The sequence below is a fragment of the Pseudomonas paraeruginosa genome, from assembly GCF_003025345.2.
GTDB lineage: Bacteria > Pseudomonadota > Gammaproteobacteria > Pseudomonadales > Pseudomonadaceae > Pseudomonas > Pseudomonas paraeruginosa.
Genome location: NZ_CP020560.1, coordinates 5,652,395 through 5,672,972, shown reverse-complemented (window position 1 = coordinate 5,672,972; position 20,578 = coordinate 5,652,395). Strand labels below are relative to the sequence as shown.

General features: G+C 65.9%; 17 protein-coding genes and 1 pseudogene. 3 read left to right on the top strand and 15 right to left on the bottom strand.

Translation table 11 applies throughout. The features are described 5' to 3' along the window. Positions 1 to 41 precede the first annotated feature (41 nt). Positions 42 to 479, top strand: a complete 438-nt coding sequence (gene lysM, locus B7D75_RS26830) for a peptidoglycan-binding protein LysM (RefSeq protein ID WP_003156384.1) — start codon at positions 42 to 44, stop codon at positions 477 to 479. Positions 480 to 558: 79 nt separating this feature from the next. Here the strand turns inward: lysM and yrfG are convergent, their stop codons facing one another. Next, positions 559 to 1,224 carry a GMP/IMP nucleotidase gene (yrfG, locus tag B7D75_RS26825; RefSeq protein WP_042911019.1) on the bottom strand — a complete coding sequence of 222 codons (666 nt, stop codon included), beginning with the start codon at positions 1,222 to 1,224 and terminating at the stop codon, positions 559 to 561. A gap of 125 nt (positions 1,225 to 1,349) precedes the next feature. Between yrfG and nudE the strand changes: the two genes are divergently transcribed. Beyond that, positions 1,350 to 1,916, top strand: a complete 567-nt coding sequence (gene nudE, locus B7D75_RS26820) for an ADP compounds hydrolase NudE (RefSeq protein ID WP_003096206.1) — start codon at positions 1,350 to 1,352, stop codon at positions 1,914 to 1,916. Next, positions 1,913 to 2,734 (top strand): 3'(2'),5'-bisphosphate nucleotidase CysQ, encoded by an 822-nt coding sequence (cysQ, locus tag B7D75_RS26815; RefSeq protein WP_058129707.1) that lies wholly within the window; start codon positions 1,913 to 1,915, stop codon positions 2,732 to 2,734. Before nudE ends, cysQ begins: the two co-directional genes overlap by 4 nt. Positions 2,735 to 2,780: 46 nt before the next feature. Here the strand turns inward: cysQ and fabY are convergent, their stop codons facing one another. From fabY to rfbB, 14 genes and pseudogenes are all read right to left on the bottom strand, one after another. Continuing rightward, positions 2,781 to 4,685, bottom strand: a complete 1,905-nt coding sequence (gene fabY / locus B7D75_RS26810; protein WP_034079755.1) for a beta-ketoacyl-ACP synthase FabY — start codon at positions 4,683 to 4,685, stop codon at positions 2,781 to 2,783. Between the two features lie 457 nt (positions 4,686 to 5,142). After that, positions 5,143 to 6,075 carry a carbamate kinase gene (arcC, locus tag B7D75_RS26805; RefSeq protein ID WP_012077808.1) on the bottom strand — a complete coding sequence of 311 codons (933 nt, stop codon included), beginning with the start codon at positions 6,073 to 6,075 and terminating at the stop codon, positions 5,143 to 5,145. A gap of 61 nt (positions 6,076 to 6,136) precedes the next feature. Further along, on the bottom strand, positions 6,137 to 7,147 hold the full coding sequence (locus tag B7D75_RS26800) for an ornithine carbamoyltransferase (RefSeq protein WP_033999888.1): 1,011 nt from the start codon (positions 7,145 to 7,147) through the stop codon (positions 6,137 to 6,139). A gap of 79 nt (positions 7,148 to 7,226) precedes the next feature. Further along, positions 7,227 to 8,483 (bottom strand): arginine deiminase, encoded by a 1,257-nt coding sequence (gene arcA, locus B7D75_RS26795; RefSeq protein ID WP_034079753.1) that lies wholly within the window; start codon positions 8,481 to 8,483, stop codon positions 7,227 to 7,229. A 21-nt stretch (positions 8,484 to 8,504) separates the two neighbouring features. Then, positions 8,505 to 9,953, bottom strand: coding sequence for an arginine-ornithine antiporter (arcD, locus tag B7D75_RS26790; RefSeq protein ID WP_034079751.1), 1,449 nt, complete (start codon positions 9,951 to 9,953; stop codon positions 8,505 to 8,507). Positions 9,954 to 10,736: 783 nt separating this feature from the next. Further along, entirely contained in the window at positions 10,737 to 12,020 is a 1,284-nt protein-coding gene (gene dctM / locus B7D75_RS26785; RefSeq protein ID WP_034079750.1) for a C4-dicarboxylate TRAP transporter large permease protein DctM, read from the bottom strand. Continuing rightward, a complete protein-coding gene (gene dctQ, locus B7D75_RS26780; protein ID WP_003105527.1) occupies positions 12,017 to 12,649 on the bottom strand; it encodes a C4-dicarboxylate TRAP transporter small permease protein DctQ in 633 nt (210 codons plus the stop codon). Before dctQ ends, dctM begins: the two co-directional genes overlap by 4 nt. A gap of 18 nt (positions 12,650 to 12,667) precedes the next feature. Further along, the gene (gene dctP / locus B7D75_RS26775) at positions 12,668 to 13,663 is read right to left on the bottom strand and encodes a C4-dicarboxylate TRAP substrate-binding protein DctP (protein WP_043099527.1); all 996 of its coding nucleotides are present in this window, start codon (positions 13,661 to 13,663) and stop codon (positions 12,668 to 12,670) included. A 240-nt stretch (positions 13,664 to 13,903) separates the two neighbouring features. Further along, complete coding sequence (gene dctD / locus B7D75_RS26770) at positions 13,904 to 15,292, bottom strand: two-component system response regulator DctD (RefSeq protein WP_012077802.1); 1,389 nt, start codon at positions 15,290 to 15,292, stop codon at positions 13,904 to 13,906. Continuing rightward, positions 15,289 to 17,128, bottom strand: a pseudogene (gene dctB, locus B7D75_RS26765) (two-component system sensor histidine kinase DctB). The gene dctD and the pseudogene dctB overlap by 4 nt, the downstream one beginning before the upstream one ends. Before the next feature lie 61 nt (positions 17,129 to 17,189). Then, positions 17,190 to 17,735, bottom strand: a complete 546-nt coding sequence (rfbC, locus tag B7D75_RS26760; protein WP_003153917.1) for a dTDP-4-dehydrorhamnose 3,5-epimerase — start codon at positions 17,733 to 17,735, stop codon at positions 17,190 to 17,192. Further along, positions 17,735 to 18,616: a glucose-1-phosphate thymidylyltransferase RfbA gene (gene rfbA / locus B7D75_RS26755; RefSeq protein ID WP_003153915.1), complete on the bottom strand. Its 882-nt coding sequence runs from the start codon at positions 18,614 to 18,616 to the stop codon at positions 17,735 to 17,737. The genes rfbC and rfbA overlap by 1 nt, the downstream gene beginning before the upstream one ends. Then, positions 18,613 to 19,521 carry a dTDP-4-dehydrorhamnose reductase gene (gene rfbD, locus B7D75_RS26750; protein ID WP_012077800.1) on the bottom strand — a complete coding sequence of 303 codons (909 nt, stop codon included), beginning with the start codon at positions 19,519 to 19,521 and terminating at the stop codon, positions 18,613 to 18,615. The genes rfbA and rfbD overlap by 4 nt, the downstream gene beginning before the upstream one ends. Then, the gene (gene rfbB, locus B7D75_RS26745) at positions 19,518 to 20,576 is read right to left on the bottom strand and encodes a dTDP-glucose 4,6-dehydratase (RefSeq protein ID WP_033999892.1); all 1,059 of its coding nucleotides are present in this window, start codon (positions 20,574 to 20,576) and stop codon (positions 19,518 to 19,520) included. Before rfbB ends, rfbD begins: the two co-directional genes overlap by 4 nt. Positions 20,577 to 20,578 lie beyond the last annotated feature (2 nt).

Below are 20,578 nucleotides of genomic sequence, written 5' to 3'. Positions count from 1 at the left end.
GCCGGCCGCTTGCAACCGTAACCGTAAAGGGAGAACCAAAGATGGGTATTTTCGCGTTCGTGAAGGAAGCCGGTGAAAAGCTGTGGGATACGCTGACGGGGCATGAGGCACAGGCGGCCGAGTCGCTGAAGGAGCACGTCGCCAAGGTCGGCCTGGGCAACCCGAACATCCAGGTTTCGGTGGAAGGCGACAAGGTCATCGCCTCGGGCGAGGTGGCCACCCAGGAAGAGAAAGAGAAGATATTGCTGGCGCTGGGCAACGTCGCCGGCGTCTCCTCGGTGGAAGACAAGATCACCGTGACCCAGGCCGCTCCGGAAGCGCGCTTCGTCACCGTGAAGAAAGGCGACACCCTGAGCGCCATCGCCAAGGCCGAATACGGCAATGCCAACGCCTACATGAAGATATTCGAGGCCAACAAGCCGATGCTCAGCCATCCGGACAAGATCTATCCCGGCCAGGTCCTGCGTATCCCCGACTGATCGCGGCGCCTTTCCCGACCCCGCCCGCGTGGCGGGGTTTTCATTTCGATGTTGCGCAGTGCGATCCGTGCCGATATCCCTACAGCAGTCCTTCGAGCAAGCGCCGGTAATCCTCCTGGGCGGCGAACTCCTCGGTGTCCCTGGGCTGGCCACGGCTATCCGGATGGCGTACCGCCAGCAGGTGGGCGACGCCGTAGGCGCGGGCGCTGCGCAGGATCGGCAGGCTGTCGTCGATGAACAGGCTGCGCTGCGCGTCGAAGCCGAAATCGGCCTGCAGGGCGTTCCAGAAGCGCGCGTCCTCCTTCGGGTAGCCGTAGTCGTGGGAGCTGATCAGTCGGTCGAAATAGGGCGCCAGTTCGATCCGTTCCAGTTTCAGCGACAGCGAGTCGCGGTGCGCGTTGGTGATCAGCGCCACGCGCTTGCCGGCCTGGCGCAGGGTGGCGAGGAAGGTATCGGCATGCGGGCGCAGCGAGATCAGGTGCGCCACCTCGTGCTTGAGCTCACGGATCGACAGGCCCAGCTCGCGGCTCCAGAAGTCCAGGCAGTACCAGTTGAGCTGGCCGGCGTGCTCGCGGAACAGCGGCTCGAGCACGGCGTCGGCTTCGGCGCGACTCAGGCCGTTGCGTTCGGCGTAGCGTCGGGGCAGGTGTTCCAGCCAGAAGTGGTTGTCGAAATGCAGGTCGAGCAGGGTGCCGTCCATGTCGAGCAGCACGGTGTCGATGGCGGACCAGGGCAGGATGGGCATGGCGGCTCTTGTCGCGGTTCGTCGCGATCGATGGGGAAATCTGTCGCTTGCCATCGATCTCCGACAGGGATAATCGGAAAAGCCGGGGTATGATAACCCGCCGGCTTCGCCAAGGAGTTATCCACATGCGTCAGAAACCCACCGTACTCGCCAGCGAGATCGTCGCGAAGAGCCGACTGTTCGCCGTCGAGGAGCTGCAACTGCGCTTCAGCAATGGTGTCGAGCGTACCTACGAGCGCCTGGTCGGCAAGGGCCAGGGCTACGGTGCGGTGATGGTGGTGGCCATGCTCGATGCCGAGCACGCGGTGCTGGTGGAGGAATATTGCGCCGGGGTCGACGAATACCAGCTGTCGCTGCCCAAGGGCCTGGTCGAGCCGGGCGAGGACATCCTCGCGGCGGCCAACCGCGAGCTCAAGGAGGAAGCGGGCTACGGTGCCCGGCAACTGGAGCACATTACCGAACTGTCGCTTTCGCCGGGCTACATGAGCCAGCGCATCCAGGTGGTGCTGGCGCGCGACCTCTACGAGGAGCGCCTGCCGGGCGACGAGCCGGAGCCGATGGGTGTCGATCGCATCAGCCTGCGCGAACTGTCGAGCCTGGCCCAGCACGCCCAGTTCAGCGAAGGCCGCGCCCTGGCCGCGCTGTACCTGGTGCGCGACCTGCTCACCCAGCGCGGCGAGTACCAGGCATGAGGCCGGTGCCCTGGGGCGAATTGGTGGCGCTGGTGCGGCGCGCCGGCGAGGCGATCCTGCCGCACTGGCGCGCCGAGGTGGCGGTGCGCTCGAAGGCCGACGAGTCGCCGGTGACCGCCGCCGACCTGGCCGCGCACCATATATTGGAGGCGGGATTGCGGGCGCTGGCGCCGGACATTCCGGTGCTTTCCGAAGAGGATTGCGAGATACCGCTGAGCGAGCGCGGCCACTGGCGGCGCTGGTGGCTGGTGGACCCGCTGGACGGCACCAAGGAGTTCATCTCCGGCAGCGAGGAGTTCACCGTCAACGTGGCCCTGGTCGAGGATGGCCGGGTGCTGTTCGGCCTGGTCGGCGTGCCGGTGAGCGGGCGTTGCTACTACGGTGGCGCCGGGCTCGGTGCCTGGCGCGAGGAGGCCGATGGCCGCGCGCAACCGATCAGCGTGCGCCTGGAGCCCGAGGAAGCCTTCACCGTGGTGGCCAGCAAGCGCCACGGCAGCCCGGCCCAGGAGCGCCTGCTGGATGGCTTGAGCGAGCGCTTCGGCGATCTGCGGCGGGCCAGCATCGGCAGTTCGCTGAAGTTCTGCCTGCTGGCCGAGGGCGCCGCCGACTGCTACCCGCGCCTGACGCCAACCTCGCAATGGGACACGGCCGCCGCCCAGGGTGTGCTGGAGGGTGCCGGCGGCGAGGTGCTCGACCTGCATGGCGCGCCATTTACCTACGAGCCGCGCGAGGACTACCTCAACGGTTCCTTCCTGGCCCTGCCGCGCGCCGCCGAGTGGCGTAGCGAGCTGATCCAGCTGGCGCGCGCGCTGGACTGAAACGAAAAGGCCCGGTCTAGCCGGGCCTTTTCGCTTGTGGCAGCGCTCAGTCGAGCATGTCGCTGAAACGCGCGTCCTTCTTGTATACCAGCGGCTGGCTGAAGCCGGGCACGGTCACCTGCTCGGCGCTGACCTCGATGGCCTGCTCGTCGATCAGGTCCTGGCCGAAGTTGTAGATGATCTCCAGGTCGCCCCGCAGCGCGCGCTGGTCGTAGGCGCGGGCGGCGGCGCGGGTCTGCTCGCGCTTCTCGACATAGGCGGCGAAAGCCGCCTCGCCATGGCGCCTGCGCAGCATCTTCTCGGCGATCCGCGGCGACAGCACCACGCCGCTGGCGTTGTTACCGCCGAAGCCCTTGGAGTTGATGAAGCACACCTCCAGCGGCTTGTCCTGGCGTACGTCGCGATTGGAGATGCTCAGGCGCTGCTGGTGGACATCGTCGGCGACCTTGTCGATGGTCTTGATCCCAGGAAGGATGCCGTACTTGAAGGTACCCAGGGCGGAAATCAACTGGTCGGCGCTGGCGGTGGCCAGGGAGTGGCCGACGTAGGCCTTTACCGCGGTGACCGGCCAGCCGTCGATGCCGAAGGCGCTGGCTACGCGGTCGAGGATTTCCGATTCGGTGACCCGGTTGGCCGGCGTGCTGGAGCCGTGGGCGTGGACGAAGCTGGCGTGGCGCACGGTGTCCAGGCCGACGATCTGCACCGCGCTGGCCACCGCCTTGGCTACCGTCAGGTAGTTGCCCGGGCCGGGGGCGGAGATGGACTTCTTGAAACCGTCGGCATTGATGAACACGTCGGTCACCGCGCCGTGGATGTCGGCGCCCAGGCGCAGGGCCAGCTCGTCGTCCATCAGCACCACGTACTGGCTGGACTCGGCCAGGGTGAAGCCGCAGTTCTCGCCGAACGGCCGGCTGGCGCGGCGGAAGTCCACCTCGTCGCGGCCTTCGATCAGGCGCAGGCCTTCCTCGGTGGCCAGCGCGCCCATGGCGCTGTAGCCCTCGATGCACTCAGGCAGGATCGGCGCCTCGCTGTTGCCGACGATGACCACCCGGGCCTGGCCGCTGGTGATGACGTCGATACCCTTCTGCAGGTTGTAGAGGAAGGTGGCGCAGGCGCCGGTGATGCTGCCGGTCATGCCGACGCTGCCGAGCACGTAGGCATTGATGAAATCGGTGGGCATGCTGTTGAAGCCCAGCGGCAGTTGCTTGGCCGAGACCCGGTGGCCCTTCAGGCGGGACTGCATCAGGCCGCCGAAACCGTTGTCGTCGAGCTGGCTCATGATGCTGCCGGAGAACACCGCGATCTCGTCGGGCTGGACGTTGTCGACGATGGTCTGCCAGTCGATGCCGGTGGAACGGATCGCGTCGGTCGCGGCGACCACCGACATCTGCAGGCCGCGCGGATGGAAGCGCGAGTTGTACAGTTCGCCCGGCTCGAAGCCGGTGGGCAACTGGCCGGCGGACTTGACCGTCAGCGGGCGGTAGCTGTCGACCTTGAATTCGCAACGTTCGTGGATGCTGACCAGTACTTCGCCGTCGGCGGCGGGAGTCACCGACCAGTTGCCCGGCAGCGGTTCCGGGAGCTGCTTGGGCGAGGCCTTGAAGGTCAGCGCCTGGCCTTCGGCCGGGGTCGCCTCGAGGACCTTGTGCCAGTGCACGGCATCCGGGTCGAGGTACTGCGGTTCGATGCGCCGTACCAGGGTCGAGGCGAAGATCCGTTCGGCGTAGCGCCGCTCGATGTCTTCCGGGGACAGCGGTGTGCCGTCTTCGGCCAGGTAGCGGCCGCCTTCGGCCTTGACCAGTTTCATCATGACCGCCAGGCCGGCTAGGGTTTCCTGGCGCGCCTGCGGGTCCATCGATTCGATGACCATGCGCCGGAAGCCGTGGTGGAAGGAACTACGGCCTGCTGCGTTGTAGCCACCGAAACCAACAATGACCGGTAGTCGAGACATCACTCAGAAACTCCTTCGAATAGTCGTTCGCGTGCCGGGCTGCTGCCTGGTCCGGAGCGGGAAGCGCGTGGCGGCGATGGCGGCCTTTCCCGTCGGCGAGGCGAGCTTCACGGACCCGGGCACGAGCCAGTGGCCGTTGAAATGATCAGGGTGACTATGCTGACGTGAATCATGACCATCGAGTCACGTATTTTCCTACTGAATACCGCGTTGCGTGGGCGTTCCACAAGTGCTGGCGGTCTGCCGCGGGGAGATTGGCGGCCATGGCCGGGCTGTTGGCGGAGGTGGCGCGGGGGTGTTGGGAGCATCGCTTCCGCGGAAGCGGGCGTTCGCGTGGAAGAGGACGCCGCCGTGGCGCGCAGAAAGGCGGCCGATAGCGCCTGACTCCATTCGCCCTGCGCTCGCCGGCCGGTCGGCGGGAATGAAGAAGGGCCGCGGAGCGGCCCCTGGGGAGATTTCAGCGGTACTCGATGCCCGCCTTGCGCGTGCTGACCCGGGTGCCGGCCTTGCCTTCGGTGATCGCGACGATATCGGCGAGCGAACCGATCACCGCGTCCTTGCCGGTGGCGCGGGCGAACTCGATGGCCGCCTGGACCTTCGGCCCCATGGAGCCGGCGGCGAAGCCGAGGCGTTCCAGTTCGTCCGGGTGGGCCTGGGCGATGGCCTTCTGGGTCGGCTTGCCCCAGTCGATGTAGGCCGCGTCGACATCGGTGGCGATGATCAGGATGTCGGCCACCAGCTCCTGGGCCAGCAGCGAGGAGCAGAGGTCCTTGTCGATCACCGCCTCGACGCCGCTGAGCTTCTTCCCGGCCTCGTCATACATGGTCGGGATGCCGCCGCCGCCAGCGCAGATGACGATGGTGCCTTTCTCCAGCAGCCATTTCACCGGACGGATCTCGAAGATCCGCTTCGGCCGCGGGCTGGGCACCACGCGGCGGAACTTGTCGCCATCCGGGGCGATGCTCCAGCCCTTCTCGGCGGCCAGGCGTTCGGCCTCCTCCTTCGAATAGACCGGGCCGATCGGCTTGGTCGGGTTCTGGAACGCCGGGTCCTTACCGTCCACCTCGACCTGGGTGAGGATGGTGGCGAACGGCACTTCGAACGGCAGCAGGTTGCCCATCTCCTGTTCGATCATGTAGCCGATCATGCCCTCGGTTTCCGCGCCGAGGACGTCCAGCGGGTAGGGCGAGACCTTGTCGTAGGCGGCGCCCTGGAGGGCCAGCAGGCCGACCTGGGGGCCGTTGCCGTGGGCGATCACCAGCTCGTTGCCGGGCGCCACCTTGGCGATCTGTTCGGCGGCGATCCGCACGTTTTCCCGCTGGTTGTCCGCGGTCATGGGTTCGCCACGGCGTAGCAGGGCATTACCGCCCAATGCGACGACGATACGCATATCGGTTACCTCCGGAAGGTGGCTGCGCCCCGGCCGCGTGGGCCGGGGCACAGGAGCGCGGTCAGATGTCGGCGAGGGTCGAGACGAGGATCGCCTTGATGGTGTGCATGCGGTTCTCGGCCTGTTCGAAGGCGATGTTGTAGGGCGACTCGAAGACGTCCTCGGTCACCTCGATGCCGTTGGCCAGGTTCGGATACTGCTCGGCGATCTGCTTGCCGACCTTGGTCTCGCTGTTGTGGAACGCCGGCAGGCAGTGCATGAACTTGGCCCGCGGGTTGCCGGTGGCCTTCATGATCTCCATATTGACCTGGTAGGGCAGCAGCTCCTTGATCCGCTCGCCCCAGGCTTCCACCGGCTCGCCCATCGACACCCAGACGTCGGTGTGGACGAAGTCCACGCCCTTCACGGCTTCCTTCGGATCTTCGGTGAGAGTCAGCTTGGCGCCGCTTTCCTCGGCGAACTTCTTGCATTGGGCGACGAACTCGTCGTGCGGCCAGAGCGCCTTCGGCGCGGCGATGCGTACGTCCATGCCGAGCTTGGCGCCGATCAGCAGCAGGGAGTTGCCCATGTTGTTGCGCGCGTCGCCCAGGTAGGCGTAGCTGATGTCGTGCAGCGGCTTGTCGCTGTGCTCGCGCATGGTCAGCACGTCGGCGAGCATCTGGGTCGGGTGGTATTCGTCGGTCAGGCCGTTGAACACCGGTACGCCGGCGTATTTCGCCAGTTCCTCGACGATCTCCTGCTTGAAGCCGCGGTACTCGATGGCGTCGTACATCCGGCCGAGGACCCGCGCGGTGTCCTTCATGCTCTCTTTGTGGCCGATCTGCGAGGAGTTCGGGTCGATGTAAGTGACGTTGGCGCCCTGGTCGTAGGCCGCCACCTCGAAGGCGCAGCGGGTACGGGTGGAGGTCTTCTCGAAGATCAGGGCGATGTTCTTGCGTTGCAGGTGCTGCTGCTCGGTGCCGGTGTACTTGGCGCGCTTCAGGTCGCGGGAGAGGTCGAGCAGGTAACGCAGCTCGCGGGTGCTGTGGTGCATCAGGCTGAGCAGGTTACGGTTGTGCATGTTGAAAGCCATGATTGATCTCCTTGTGGGAAGTCGGTGGGCGGCGCCCCTCCTGGGGACGCCGCCGTTGAGCTCGAGAGAGGATTGTCTGTCAGTAGTCGATCGGGTCGCGGATGATCGGGCAGGTCATGCAGTGGCCGCCGCCGCGGCCGCGGCCCAGTTCGCTGGCGCTGATGGTGATGACCTCGACGCCGGCCTTGCGCAGCAGGGTGTTGGTGTAGGTGTTGCGGTCATAGCCGACCACCACGCCCGGCTCCAGGCAGACCACGTTGTTGCCGTCGTCCCATTGCTCGCGCTCGGCGGCGAAGCTGTTGCCGCCGGTCTCGACCACGCGCAGTTTCTTCAGGCCGAGGGATTCGGCGACCACTTCGAGGAAGGTCTTTTCCTCGCGGCGGATGCTCATGCCGTAGGGGCTGCTCGCATCGGGGCGCAGGCTGAAGGGCACGATTTCCTTGACCACTTCCGGGAAGACCGTGACCAGGTCGCGGTCGCAGAAGCTGAACACGGTGTCCAGGTGCATCGCCGCGCGCGACTTCGGCAGGCCGGCGACGATCACCCGCTCGGCGGCGCCCTTGGCGAACAGCGACTGGGCGACCTGGCCGATGGCCTGACGCGAGGAGCGCTCGCCCATGCCGATCAGGACCACGCCGTTGCCGATCGGCATCACGTCGCCGCCTTCCAGGGTCGAGGAGCCGTGGTCCTTGTCCGGATCGCCGTACCAGATCTCGAATTCGGCGTTGGCGAACTCGGGGTGGAACTTGTAGATGGCGGTGGTCAGCAGGGTTTCCTGGCGTCGCGCCGGCCAGTACATCGGGTTCAGGGTCACGCCGCCGTAGATCCAGCAGGTGGTGTCGCGGGTGAACTGGGTGTTCGGCAGCGGCGGCAGCAGGAAGCTGGAGTGGCCCAGGTACTCGCGGTACATCTTGAGGATGTCGGCGCCTTCGCTGGCGGGCAGGTCGTCAGCGGCCACGCCGCCGATCAGGTACTCGGCCAGCTTGCGCGGCTCCAGGCTTTCCAGCCAGGAACGCAGCTCGCTGGTCAGGCCCAGGCCTACGCTGTCGGCGGTGATCTTGCGATCGAGGATCCACTTCAGCGCTTCCGGGTTCTGGATGGTCTCGGTCAGCAGGTTGTGCATTTCGAGGACGTCGATGCCGCGTTCGCGCATCTTGGTGACGAAGTCGAAGTGGTCGCGCTTGGCCTGGTTCACCCAGATCACGTCGTCGAACAGCAACTCGTCGCAGTTGCTCGGGGTCAGGCGCTGGTGGGCGAGGCCGGGCGAGCAGACCATCACTTTGCGCAGTTTGCCGGCTTCGGAGTGGACGCCAAGTTTGGTTTTTTCCGTGCTCATTTCACGTCTCCAGTGGAGTAATCAGAGGGTGAGGAAACCGTCGTAGAGGCCGTAGGCAGCCACCAGGGCGCCAATGACGACTGCGGCGAAGATCAGTTTTTCGATTCCGGTGAAGATCGGCTGGCCGACTTCGTGCTTGGCCTTGGCGAAGAGGATCGCGCCGGGCGCATACAACAGGGCGGACAGCAGCAGGTACTTCAGGCCCCCGGCGTAGAGCAGCCAGACCGCGTAGGCCACGGCGATGCCGGCGATGACCAGGTCCTTGCCACGTTCGCGGGAGTCGTTCTCGTAGGTTTCGCCTTTCAGTGTCAGCAGCAGGCCATAGGCGGCGGACCAGAAGTACGGGATCAGGATCATCGAGGTGGCCAGGAGCAGCATCTTGGTGTACGGGTCCATGCCGTCCGGGTCGCCCGAGGTGAAGAACACCACCACCAGGAACACCTGTACGCAGATGTTGGTCAGCCACAGGGCGTTGGCCGGCACCTGGTTGGCGTTCTCGCGGCGCAGGAACTCCGGCATGGTGTGGTCCTTGGCGGCGGCGAACATGATCTCGGCGCACAGCAGCACCCAGGAGAGCAGCGCGCCCAGCAGGGAGACCAGCAGGCCGACGCTGATCAGCACCGCGCCCCAGTGGCCGACGATATGCTCCAGCACCAGCGCCATCGACGGGTTCTGCAGCTTGGCCAGTTCCGGCTGGGTCAGCACGCCCATCGACAGCACGTTCACCAGCACCAGCAGGAGCAGGACGGTGATGAAGCCGATCACGGTGGCCTTGCCGACGTCGGAGCGTTTTTCCGCGCGGGAGGAGAAGATGCTCGCGCCCTCGATGCCGATGAACACCCAGACGGTGACCAGCATCATGTTGCGTACCTGGTTCATCACGCTACCCAGGTCCGGGTTGCTCTTGCCCCAGATGTCGGCAGTGAAGATGTCCAGCTTGAAGGCGAACAGGCAGATCAGGATGAACAGGAACAGCGGCACGACCTTGGCCACGGTGGTGACGGTGTTGATGAACGCCGCCTCCTTGATCCCGCGTAGCACCAGGAAGTGCAGGGCCCAGAGCAGCACCGAGGCGCAGACGATGGCGGCGACGGTGTCACCCTTGCCAAAGATCGGGAAGAAGTAGCCGAGGGTGCTGAACAGCAGGACGAAGTAGCCGACGTTGCCCAGCCAGGCACTGATCCAGTAGCCCCAGGCCGAGGAGAAACCCATGTAGTCGCCGAAGCCGGCCTTGGCGTAGGCGTAGACCCCGCCATCGAGTTCGGGCTTGCGGTTGGCGAGGGTCTGGAAGACGAAAGCGAGGGTGAGCATGCCGACGGCGGTGATCGCCCATCCGATCAGTACGGCGCCGACGTCGGCGCTGGCCGCCATGTTCTGCGGGAGGGAGAAGATGCCTCCTCCGATCATCGATCCGACAACCAGAGCCGTTAGCGCTCCTAGTCGGAGTTTTTGGCTGGCTTCTTGGGACATTTCAGAATCTCCCTATAGGAATTGAGAGTGAAGTCATTAGGCGGCAGCGGCTATTGTTGAATGCTGATCTACGTCAATAGCTTCCTACTCAAAGTAATTTGATGACGCATTCCTGTAAGTCGGTGGAAAGGAAAGATAGAAGAGGAATCTAACGCGTGCCTGCCATAGGCAGTTTTTTCATGAGATAGCGAAAAGCGTCCGAATTGACCCGGGGAAAACTTGAAATTGTTCGAAATCGGGCTATAAGCCGCGGATTCCGGCGGATCTTTGATGCCGGTCAATGAAACTGGCGAGACGGTATTCTGACTTTCGCAAAGCCTTTCGTCGTCTTGTTGACGGTTTTCGCAGGTAGCTCCGGCGGCGTACCCCGGTTTTGTTGCAATTGTTCGATGGTGGTTTTTTTATTTATAAGTAAAAATAATTTTCCGGACTTACCAAAGAACGAAAAAGCACAAGGGGAGATATGAAAAAGCCCGGCCTGAGCCGGGCTTTTTCATGCGGTTTCCAGGGTATGGAAGCCCGCGGGGTGACCGGGGTCGCCGGTCGCCCGCCGCGCATGCTGGCGCACGTCGGCACGAGGGGGGGGCCGTCACCGGTTCGTGGCCGGAAGACGCGGCTCGCCGGGGCGAACCGAAAGCCGGTGCCGAAGCACTGGAAGTCGTGGAGCAAGCGGCGTGCCAGCGTGCGCGAGCCCGGTCGATGGGGGGCTTCGCCTTCGACGTGAGCGGATTTCTGCCGAAAGTCCGTCGGCTCGGCGGGGGTTTCCGCCGAGCCTCGTGCATATCAGCTCATTCCCAGCCAGTTCGGCAGGGCCATGGACACCGCCGGGATGTAGGTGACGATGATCAGGAACACCAGCAGGATCATCAGCCACGGCAGCGCCGCGCGGATGGTCGCGCCCAGCGGCATGCCGGTGACCGCCGAGGTGACGAACAGGTTGAGGCCGACCGGCGGGGTGATCAGGCCGATCTCCATGTTCACCACCATGATGATCCCCAGGTGGATCGGGTCGATGCCCAGTTCCATGGCGATGGGGAAGAAGATCGGTGCCAGGATCAGGATGATCGCCGAAGGCTCCATGAAGTTGCCCGCGATCAGCAGCACGATATTCACCACCAGCAGGAACATCCATGGCGAAAGTCCCAGTTCCGTGACCCAGCTGGCGATGCTCTGCGGTATCTGCTCGGTGGTCAGCACGTGGGCGAAGAGCATGGCGTTGGCGATGATAAACATCAGCATGATGGTCAGCTTGCCGGACTCCAGCAGGACCTTGGGGCATTCTTTCAGGCGCATGTCCTTGTACACGAACAACGCGACGAAGGCCGAGTAGACCGCGGCGACGGCGGCGGCCTCGGTGGGGGTGAAGGCGCCGGAATAGATGCCGCCGAGGATGATCACCATCAGCAACAGGCCCCACAGCGCTTTGCGTGCGCTGGCCAGCCACTCGCGCAGGGTGACCCGCGGCATCGCCGGAAGCTTCTTCACTCGCGCGACGATGTAGATCACCACCATCAGGATCAGTCCCAGTAGCAACCCCGGAACCACGCCGGCGATGAACAGCTTGCCCACCGAGGTCTCGGTGGCGGCGGCGTAGACCACCATGACGATCGACGGCGGGATGAGGATGCCGAGGGTGCCGGCGTTGCAGACGATGCCGGCGCCGAACGCCTGTGGATAACCCGAGCGGACCATGCCGGCGATGGCGATCGAACCCACTGCCGCCACCGTCGCCGGCGACGAGCCGGACAGCGCGGCGAACAGCATGCAGGCGAGCACCGCGGCGATCGCCAGGCCGCCGCGGATGTGCCCGACGCAGGCGTTGGCGAAGTCGATCAGGCGCCGCGCCACGCCGCCGGTGGTCATGAACGCGCCGGAGAGCAGGAAGAACGGGATCGCCAGCAGGGTGTAGTGCTCGGAGGTCTCGAACAGCTTGATCGCCAGCGAGCGCACCGAGTCCGGGCTGAACAGGAGGATCGTCAGTGCGCCGGAGAGACCCAGGGAGACGGCGATCGGCACGCCGATGAACATCAGCAGGAACAGCAGCAGGAAGAGGAACAGGATGGTCATGCTTTCGGCTCCTCGTGCTCGGTCAGCTTCAGCGCGTCGGCGGCCTCGTCGGCCAGGCCCAGGCCGGTCTGGCGGTTGCGCAGGATGCGTACGAGGATCTCGGCGAAACGGATGAACACCAGGGCGAAGCCCACCGGCACGATCAGGCCGATGTGCCATTGGCGGATGCCGAAGTGGTCGAGGTCCTCGGCGCCGATGCCGGCGATGAACAGGGTCTTCACCCAGTCGTAGCTGGCCACGCAGAGCAGGCCGGCGTAGCCGAGGCAGGCCAGGCAGGCGATCACGCCGAGCACTCGCTGTACCGGTCGCGAGGCCAGCTTCACCAGTACGTCCACGCCGAGGTGCCCGGCGGTGCGTACGCCGTAGGCGATGCCGAGGAAGATCAGCCAGGCGAACAGCGCCTTGGTCAGGGCGTTGCTCCAGGTCATCTCCTGGGCCAGGGTGAGGACCCCATCGCCGATGGCGAGCAGCGTCTCGTTGCCGCCCTCCCAGAGGTCGGCGAGATCGTAGAGCAGCGTATAGAGGTTATTGAGGACTACATAAACGAAGGTAACCAGCGTCATGGCGGCGAGGAGGAAGGCGATCAGGCCTTCCTCCAGGCGCGCCCAGACGCGCGCGAGCGCGTGCATGGGCTTTCCCTCTTCTTCTTATTGAGCCTGGTTGGCGGCTTCGGCGGCCTTGATCAGGTCGGCGCCGATCTCGCCTTCGAACTTCTTCCACACCGGCTGCATGGCCTTGCGCCATTCGGCCCGCTGTTCGGGAGTGAGTTCGATGATCTCGCTGGTCTTGGCCTCGACGATGCGCTGCTTGTCACCCTGGTTGAGCGCCTCGGCCTGCTTGTTCACCTCCACGGTGACCTCGTCCATGGTCTTGGCCAGCACGCCGCGCACGTCTTCCGGGAGGCCGTTCCAGAACTTGGTGTTGGTGATCACCATGTAGTCCAGCACGCCGTGGTCGGATTCGGTGATGTATTTCTGCACCTCGTGCATCTTCTGCGAGTAGATGTTCGACCAGGGGTTCTCGGTGCCGTTGACCACGCCGGTCTGCAGGCCCTGGTAGACCTCGGCGAAGCTCATCTTGCGCGGGTTGGCGCGGATCGCCTTGAACTGTTCCTCGAGCACCTTGGAGGCCTGCACGCGGAACTTCAGGCCGCGAGCGTCCTTCGGCTCGCGCAGCGGCTTGTTGGCGGACAGCTGCTTCATCCCGTTGTGCCAGTAGCCGAGGCCGGTGATGCCCTTGTCCTGCATCGAGGTCAGCAGCTCCTTGCCCTGCGGGCTCTGCTGGAAGCGATCCACCGCCTGGATGTTGTCGAACAGGAACGGCAGGTCGAAGATCTGCAGTTTCTTGGTGTACTGCTCGAACTTGGCCAGCGACGGCGCGATGATCTGCACGTCGCCCAGGAGCAGGGCCTCCATTTCCTTGCCATCGCCGAACAGCGACGAGTTCGGGTAGACCTCCACCCTGACCTTGCCCGGCAGGCGTTCCTCCACCAGTTTCTTGAACAGCAGCGCGCCCTGGCCCTTGGGCGTGTGCTCGGCGACGACGTGGGAGAACTTGATGACGATCGGGTCGGCCGCCTGGACGATTCCGGCGACGGTCAGGGAAAGTGCGCAGACGAGCGCCTTCGCGGTGTGCTTGAGCATGAGACTTCCTCTTTGTTCTTGTCTGTCTTTATGGAGAGGACGGACGCCCTCTCGGCGTAACCGAACAAGGGAAGTCTAGGCAGCGCAGCGGCAGTTGCTGCGCGAGTGGAAAAAAGCGCCTGGTCTTCTGCTTGTTGGAACGCTTCAAGAAGCGGGGAGCAAGCCTTGTGCCAGCCGTGCGGTGCCATGGAGGGTCGATATCGAGGAGCGAAAGGCGAATGGGTGGCGATATTCCGCCATTCAGTCGCCATCCTCTGGCGGATTCTCGCCAGGCGTGTTGAATGGCAGGCCGTGCTTGCGCAGCTTGTCGTGCAGCGTCTTGCGCGGAATGCCGAGGGCCTCGGCGACGCTGCGCAGCGAATTGTGCGGGCGTTCCAGCTCGGCGGCGATCAGCGAGCGCTCGAAGGCCTCGACCTTGGCGCTAAGGTTGTGCGGCTCGTCGGCGGCGTCGGGCAGCGCGCCGTCATCCAGGCTAAGGCCGAGACCGAGGGCGAAGCGCTCGGCGGCGTTCTGCAGCTCGCGCACGTTGCCCGGCCAGTCGTAGGCCAGCAGCCGCGCCGATTGCCCGGCGTCCAGCTCGCGCGGGGGCAGGCCATGGCGCATGGCGCCGGCTTCGGCGAAGTGGCGGAACAGCAGCGGGATGTCCTCGCCGCGCTCGCGCAGCGGCGGAATGCGTAGGCTGGCGACGTTGAGCCGGTAATAGAGGTCGGCGCGGAAGCGTCCCTGGTCGGCGGCCTGGCGCAGGTCCTCCTTGGTCGCGGCGATGATGCGGATGTCCAGCGGAATCAGCTGGTTCGAGCCGAGTCGCTCGACCACCCGCTCCTGCAACAGGCGCAGCAGCTTGACCTGCACGTCCAGGCTCATGCTCTCGATCTCGTCGAGGAACAGGGTGCCGCCGTTGGCGTACTCGAACTTGCCGATGCGGCGTTTCTGCGCGCCGGTGAAGGCGCCGGCCTCGTGGCCGAACAGCTCGCTTTCCACCACCGACTCGGCAAGGGCGCCGGCGTTGATCGCGACGAACGGACCGTCACGGCGGCTCGACAGGTCGTGCAGGGCGCGTGCCACCACTTCCTTGCCGGCGCCGGTCTCGCCGAGGATCAGCACGTCGGCCTGGATCGCCGCCAGCGAGCCGACCTGTTCGCGCAGGCGCTGCATGCCGGCCGACTTGCCGATCAGGCGGCCGTGCAGTTCATGGCGCTCGGCCAGGGCCAGGCGCAGGGTGCGGTTCTCCAGGACCAGGCGGCGTACTTCCAGGGCACGGCGCACGCTGTCGAGCAGGGCGTCGCTGGGGAAGGGCTTTTCCAGGAAGTCGTAGGCGCCGCCGCGCATGGCCTGGACCGCCAGCGGCACATCGCCGTGGCCGGTGATGAGGATCACCGGCAGGTCGGCGTCCTGTTCGTGCAGTTGCCCGAGCAGCTCCATGCCGTCCACCCCGGGCATGCGGATGTCGCTGACCACCACCCCGGGCCAGTCCTTGCACTGCGCGGTGTCCAGCTGGCGCGCGTCGTCCAGGGTCGCGGCCTTGAGCCCGGCGAGGTCGAGCGTCTGGCGCAGGGCCTGGCGCAGGTGCGGATCGTCGTCGATCAGCAGGACCTGGGTCTGGGCATCGAATGGCGCGAAGGGACTCATGCGCGGGTTTCCTCCTGGGGCATGGCGGCGACGCCGGGGGTTCCCGGCAGCAAGTGCAGGCGCACCACGGCGCCGCCCTCGAGATGGTTGCCCATTTCCAGGCGGCCACCGAGGGCGCGCAATAGGTTATCGCAGATGGCCAGGCCGAGGCCGAGCCCTTTCGCGGTGGTCTTGGTGGTGAAGAAGGGTTCGTGGGCGTGGGCCAGGGCCTCTTCGGAGAAGCCTGGCCCGTTGTCGCGCAGGGTCAGGGTCACGCCGTGCGCGTCCTGGCTGGCGATTACCCACAGGCGTCGCGGCGGAGCCTTCTCGGCGAGCGCGTCGAGAGCGTTGGTGAGCAGGTTGCCGAGGATCTGTCGCAGCCGCGTCTCGCCGGCCTGGACCCACAACGGGGCGTCCGGCACGTCGCGCAGCAGCTCGACGTTCATCGCCCGCCGCCGGCTGGCGACCATCGACAGGGCGTCCTCGATCGCCGGCTGCAGCTGTACGTTCTCCGGCGCGCGCCGCGCGCCGCGGGCATAGGCCTTGAGGTGGGCGATGATCGAGGCCATGCGGGTGGTGAGGTCGCTGATCTGTTCGAGGTTGCCGCGGGCGTCCTCGGTGCGCTGGTGGTCGAGCAGCACCCGGGCGTTGTCGGCGTAGCTGCGGATCGCCGCCAGCGGTTGGTTCAGCTCGTGACTGATGCTCGCCGACATGGTGCCCAGGGCGGTCAGCTTGCCGGCCTGGACCACTTCGTCCTGGGCGCGCATCAGCTCGCGCTGGGCCTGCTCGCGTTCGTGGACTTCCTGCTGCAGTTGCGCGTTGGCGTTCTCCAGCTCACGGGTGCGCTCCAGTACGCGTTCCTCCAGCTGGCGCTTGGCTTCGGCCTCGAGGGCGATGCGGTCGAGGTAGTGACGGCGGCTGAGGGTCAGCAGGGTGAGCAGCAGGAGCAGGGCGAGGAGGGTCGCGCCGCCGATCAGCAGGACGCTGCGCACCGGTCGCTCGATCAGCGTGCGCGGCGCGTAGATGCTCACCGTCCAGCCGGTCTCCGGCAGCGTCTGGCTCTGGCTCAGCCAGGCGCTGCGCTGCAGGTGCAGGGGCTTGGGGTCCTGCACGGGGTAGGGGATGTTGGCGTGGATCTGCTCGCGCTCCGCCTCGCTCAGCGGCCGGCTGGCGTGGAAGCGCCAGTCCTCGCGCGAGGAGAGGATCACCACGCCGTAGTTGTCGATCACCAGCAGCTGCTCCGGGGAATTGCCCCAGAGCCGTTCGATGTGTTCGAGATCGACCTTCACCACCAGCACGCCGATGATCCGCGAGCCTTCCTTCACCGCGCTGGCGAAGTAGTAGCCGCGCTTGATCGAGGTGGTGCCCAGGCCGAAGAAGCGCGCCAGGCGACCCTGCATGGCTTCGCGGTAGTAGGGGCGGAAGGCGAAGTTGCGGTGCACGAAGCTGTCCGCCTGGGCCCAGTTGGAGGCGACCTGGGTGGTGCCGTCCGGTTGCAGCAGGTAGATCACGTCGGCGCCGGTGCGCCGGCGGATATCGGCCAGCGCCTCGTTGGCGATCTTCTGCAGCAGCGGGTCGCCAGGCTGTTGCAGGGCCTGGCGAAGTACCGGCAGGCCGCCGAGGATCTGGGGCAGTTCCTCGTAGCGGCGCAGAGTGCCGAGCAGGTTGGCGACGTAGAGGTCGAGGGTCTGGCGGTTCTGCTCGGCCAGTTGCTCGCTGTAGTAGCGCTCGGCGAAATACTGCAGCGGCCAGAGCAGCGGGGCGAGGAGCAGGGCGAGGATGACCAGCGAGCGCCAGCGATGGAAATAGGCTTTCAAGAGCAACGAACCTGCCGTGGCTGCGGATTATCCGGGGCATCCCGGGCGGGAATGCCCCTAAATTACCACGCCTTGCGGCGAGCCCGATCGCCCGTAGGCGTTCAGGGGAAGTAGTCGGCCTCGGCGAAGGCCTTGGCCTGGCGGTCCTTCTCGGAGAGCAGCGGGGCTTCCCGCAGCGGCCAGTCGATCTTCAGGTCGGGGTCGTTCCAGACGATGCTGCGCTCGTATTCCGGCGCCCAGAAGTCGGTGGTCTTGTAGAGGAACTCGGCGTATTCGCTGAGCACCACGAAACCGTGCGCGAAGCCGGCCGGGATCCACATCTGCCGCTTGTTCTCCGCGCTCAGCCGCTCGCCGACCCACTGGCCGAAGGTCGGCGAGCCGCGCCGCAGGTCGACGGCCACGTCGAACACCTCGCCGAGGGTGGCGCGCACCAGCTTTCCCTGGGCCTGCTGGATCTGGTAGTGCAGGCCGCGGAGGACGCCACGGGCCGAGCGCGAATGGTTGTCCTGGACGAAGCTGACCGGATGGCCGCAGGCTTCCTCGAACGCGCGCTGGTTGTAGCTTTCGAAGAAGAAGCCGCGGTCGTCGCCGAACACCCTGGGTTCGAAGAGGATCACGTCGGGAATCGCCAGGCGGGTCGCTTTCATCAGTACACGGTCTCGGTCAGCAGTCGCTTCAGGTATTGGCCGTAGCCATTCTTGGCCAGCGGCGCGGCGAGTTTTTCCAGTTGCGCGGCGTCGATCCACTTCTGCCGGTAGGCGATCTCTTCCGGGCAGGCCACCTTGAGGCCCTGGCGGTTCTCCAGGGTGGCGATGAACTGGCCGGCCTCGAGCAGCGAGTCGTGGGTGCCGGTATCCAGCCAGGCGTAGCCGCGGCCCATGATCTCCACGCTGAGCTGGCCACGCTCCAGGTAGGCGCGGTTGACGTCGGTGATCTCCAGCTCGCCGCGCGGCGAAGGTTTCAGGCCCTTGGCGATGTCCACCACCTGCTGGTCGTAGAAGTACAGGCCGGTGACCGCATAGTTCGATTTCGGCTTGAGCGGTTTCTCTTCCAGGCTGATGGCCTTGCCGCCCTGGTCGAACTCGACCACGCCGTAGCGCTCCGGGTCCAGCACGTGGTAGGCGAAGACGCTGGCGCCGCTCTCGCGCTGCGACGCGCTGCCGAGCAGTTCGTGGAAGTCGTGGCCGTAATACAGGTTGTCGCCCAGGACCAGCGCGCAAAGGTCGTCGCCGATGAACGATTCGCCGATCAGGAAAGCCTGGGCCAGGCCGTCCGGCGAGGGTTGCACGGCGTATTGCAGGTCCAGGCCCCAGTGGGCGCCGTCGCCCAGCAGTTGCTGGAAGCGCGGGGTGTCCTGCGGAGTGGAGATGATCAGGATCTCGCGGATGCCCGCCAGCATCAGGGTACTGAGCGGGTAGTAGATCATCGGCTTGTCGTACACCGGCAGCAGCTGCTTGGAGATGGCCAGCGTGGCCGGGTGCAGGCGGGTGCCCGAGCCCCCGGCGAGGATGATGCCCTTGCGTTTCATAGTGGTCCCTGTTCGCTCAGTTCCTGGATCATGCGTCCGGCATGGTAGCGCCAGTCGGGCAGCACCAGGCCGAAGACCTGTTGCAGCTTGCGGTTGTCCAGGCGCGAGTTGGCCGGACGTTTCGCCGGTACCGGGTAGTCGGCGGTGGTGATGGGCAGGACCCGCTGCGGCTCCGTCTTCAATTCCCAGCCCCGCTCCAGCGCCTGCTCGATGACGAAGCGCGCATAGAGGTGCCAGGAGGTCTCGCCGCTGGCGACCAGGTGGTAGGTGCCGCTGGCCCGCGTCGCCAGATCGGCGTCCCAGCGCAGGCGCTGCAGGGCCTGGGCGGTGACGTCGGCGATCAGTTCGGCGCTGGTCGGTGCGCCGAACTGGTCGGCCACGACCTTGAGTTCGTCGCGTTGCCCGGCCAGGCGCAGCATGGTCCTGGCGAAATTCCCGCCGCGCGCGGCGTAGACCCAGCTGGTGCGGAAGATCAGGTGGCGGCAACCACTGGCGCGGATGGCCTGCTCGCCTTCCAGCTTGGTCTGTCCATAGACGCTGAGCGGGCCGGTCGGCGCGTCCTCGGCGAAGGGCGCGCTGCCCGCGCCGTCGAACACATAGTCGGTGGAGTAATGCACCAGCCAGGCGCCGCAGGCCGCGGCCTCCTCGGCCAGCACCGCGACGGCGCGGGCATTGATCAGGCGGGCGTTGTCGGCATCGCTCTCGGCCTTGTCCACTGCGGTATAGGCACCGGCGTTGACGATGAACTGCGGCCGCTCGGCGCGAACCAGTCGCGCCAGGCCTTCGGGGTCGGCGAGGTCGGCGCGCCGGCGGTCGCAGACCAGCAGTTCGCCCAGCGGCGCCAGGGCGCGCTGCAGCTCCCAGCCGACCTGGCCGTTGGCGCCGAGGAGGAGGATCCGGTTCATGCGTACTGCTTACCCACCCACTCGCGGTAGGCACCGCTGGTCACGTTCGCCACCCAGTCCTGGTTGTCCAGGTACCAGCGCACGGTCTTGCGGATGCCGGTCTCGAAGGTTTCCGCCGGCTTCCAGCCCAGCTCGCGCTCCAGGCGCGTGGCATCGATGGCGTAGCGGCGATCGTGGCCCGGGCGATCCTTGACGAAGGTGATCTGCTCGCGATAGCTGTGGCCATCGGCGCGCGGTTGCTCCTGGTCGAGGATGGCGCAGAGGGTCTCGACCACGTCGAGGTTGGCCTTTTCGTTCCAGCCGCCGACGTTGTAGGTCTCGCCCAGCTGGCCGGCTTCCAGGACCCGGCGGATGGCGCTGCAATGGTCCTTGACGTAGAGCCAGTCGCGGATCTGCTGGCCGTCGCCGTAGATCGGCAGCGACTTGCCGGCCAGGGCGTTGTGGATCACCAGTGGGATGAGCTTTTCCGGGAAGTGGTAGGGGCCGTAGTTGTTCGAGCAGTTGGTGGTCAGCACCGGCAGCCCGTAGGTGTGGTGGTAGGCCCGCACCAGGTGGTCGGAGGCCGCCTTGGACGCCGAGTAGGGGCTGTTCGGCTCGTAGCGGTTGTTCTCGGTGAAGGCCGGATCGCTCGGTGCCAGCGAGCCATAGACTTCGTCGGTGGAAACGTGGAGGAAGCGGAATGCCGCCTTCGCTTCCGGCTCCAGCGCGCCCCAGTAGGCGCGCACTTCTTCCAGCAGGCGGAAGGTGCCGACGATGTTGGTCTGGATGAAGTCCTCGGGGCCGTGGATCGAGCGGTCCACATGGGATTCCGCGGCGAAGTTGAGGATCGCCCGCGGCTGGTGCTCGGCGAGCAGGCGGGCTACCAACTGGCTATCGCCGATATCGCCGGCGACGAAGGTATGCCGGGCGTCGCCGTCGAGGCTGGCGAGGTTCTGCCGGTTGCCGGCGTAGGTGAGCTTGTCGAGGCTGACCACCGGCTCGTCATGCAGGGCCAGCCAGTCGAGCACGAAATTGGCGCCGATGAAGCCGGCGCTGCCGGTCACGAGAATCGTCATGA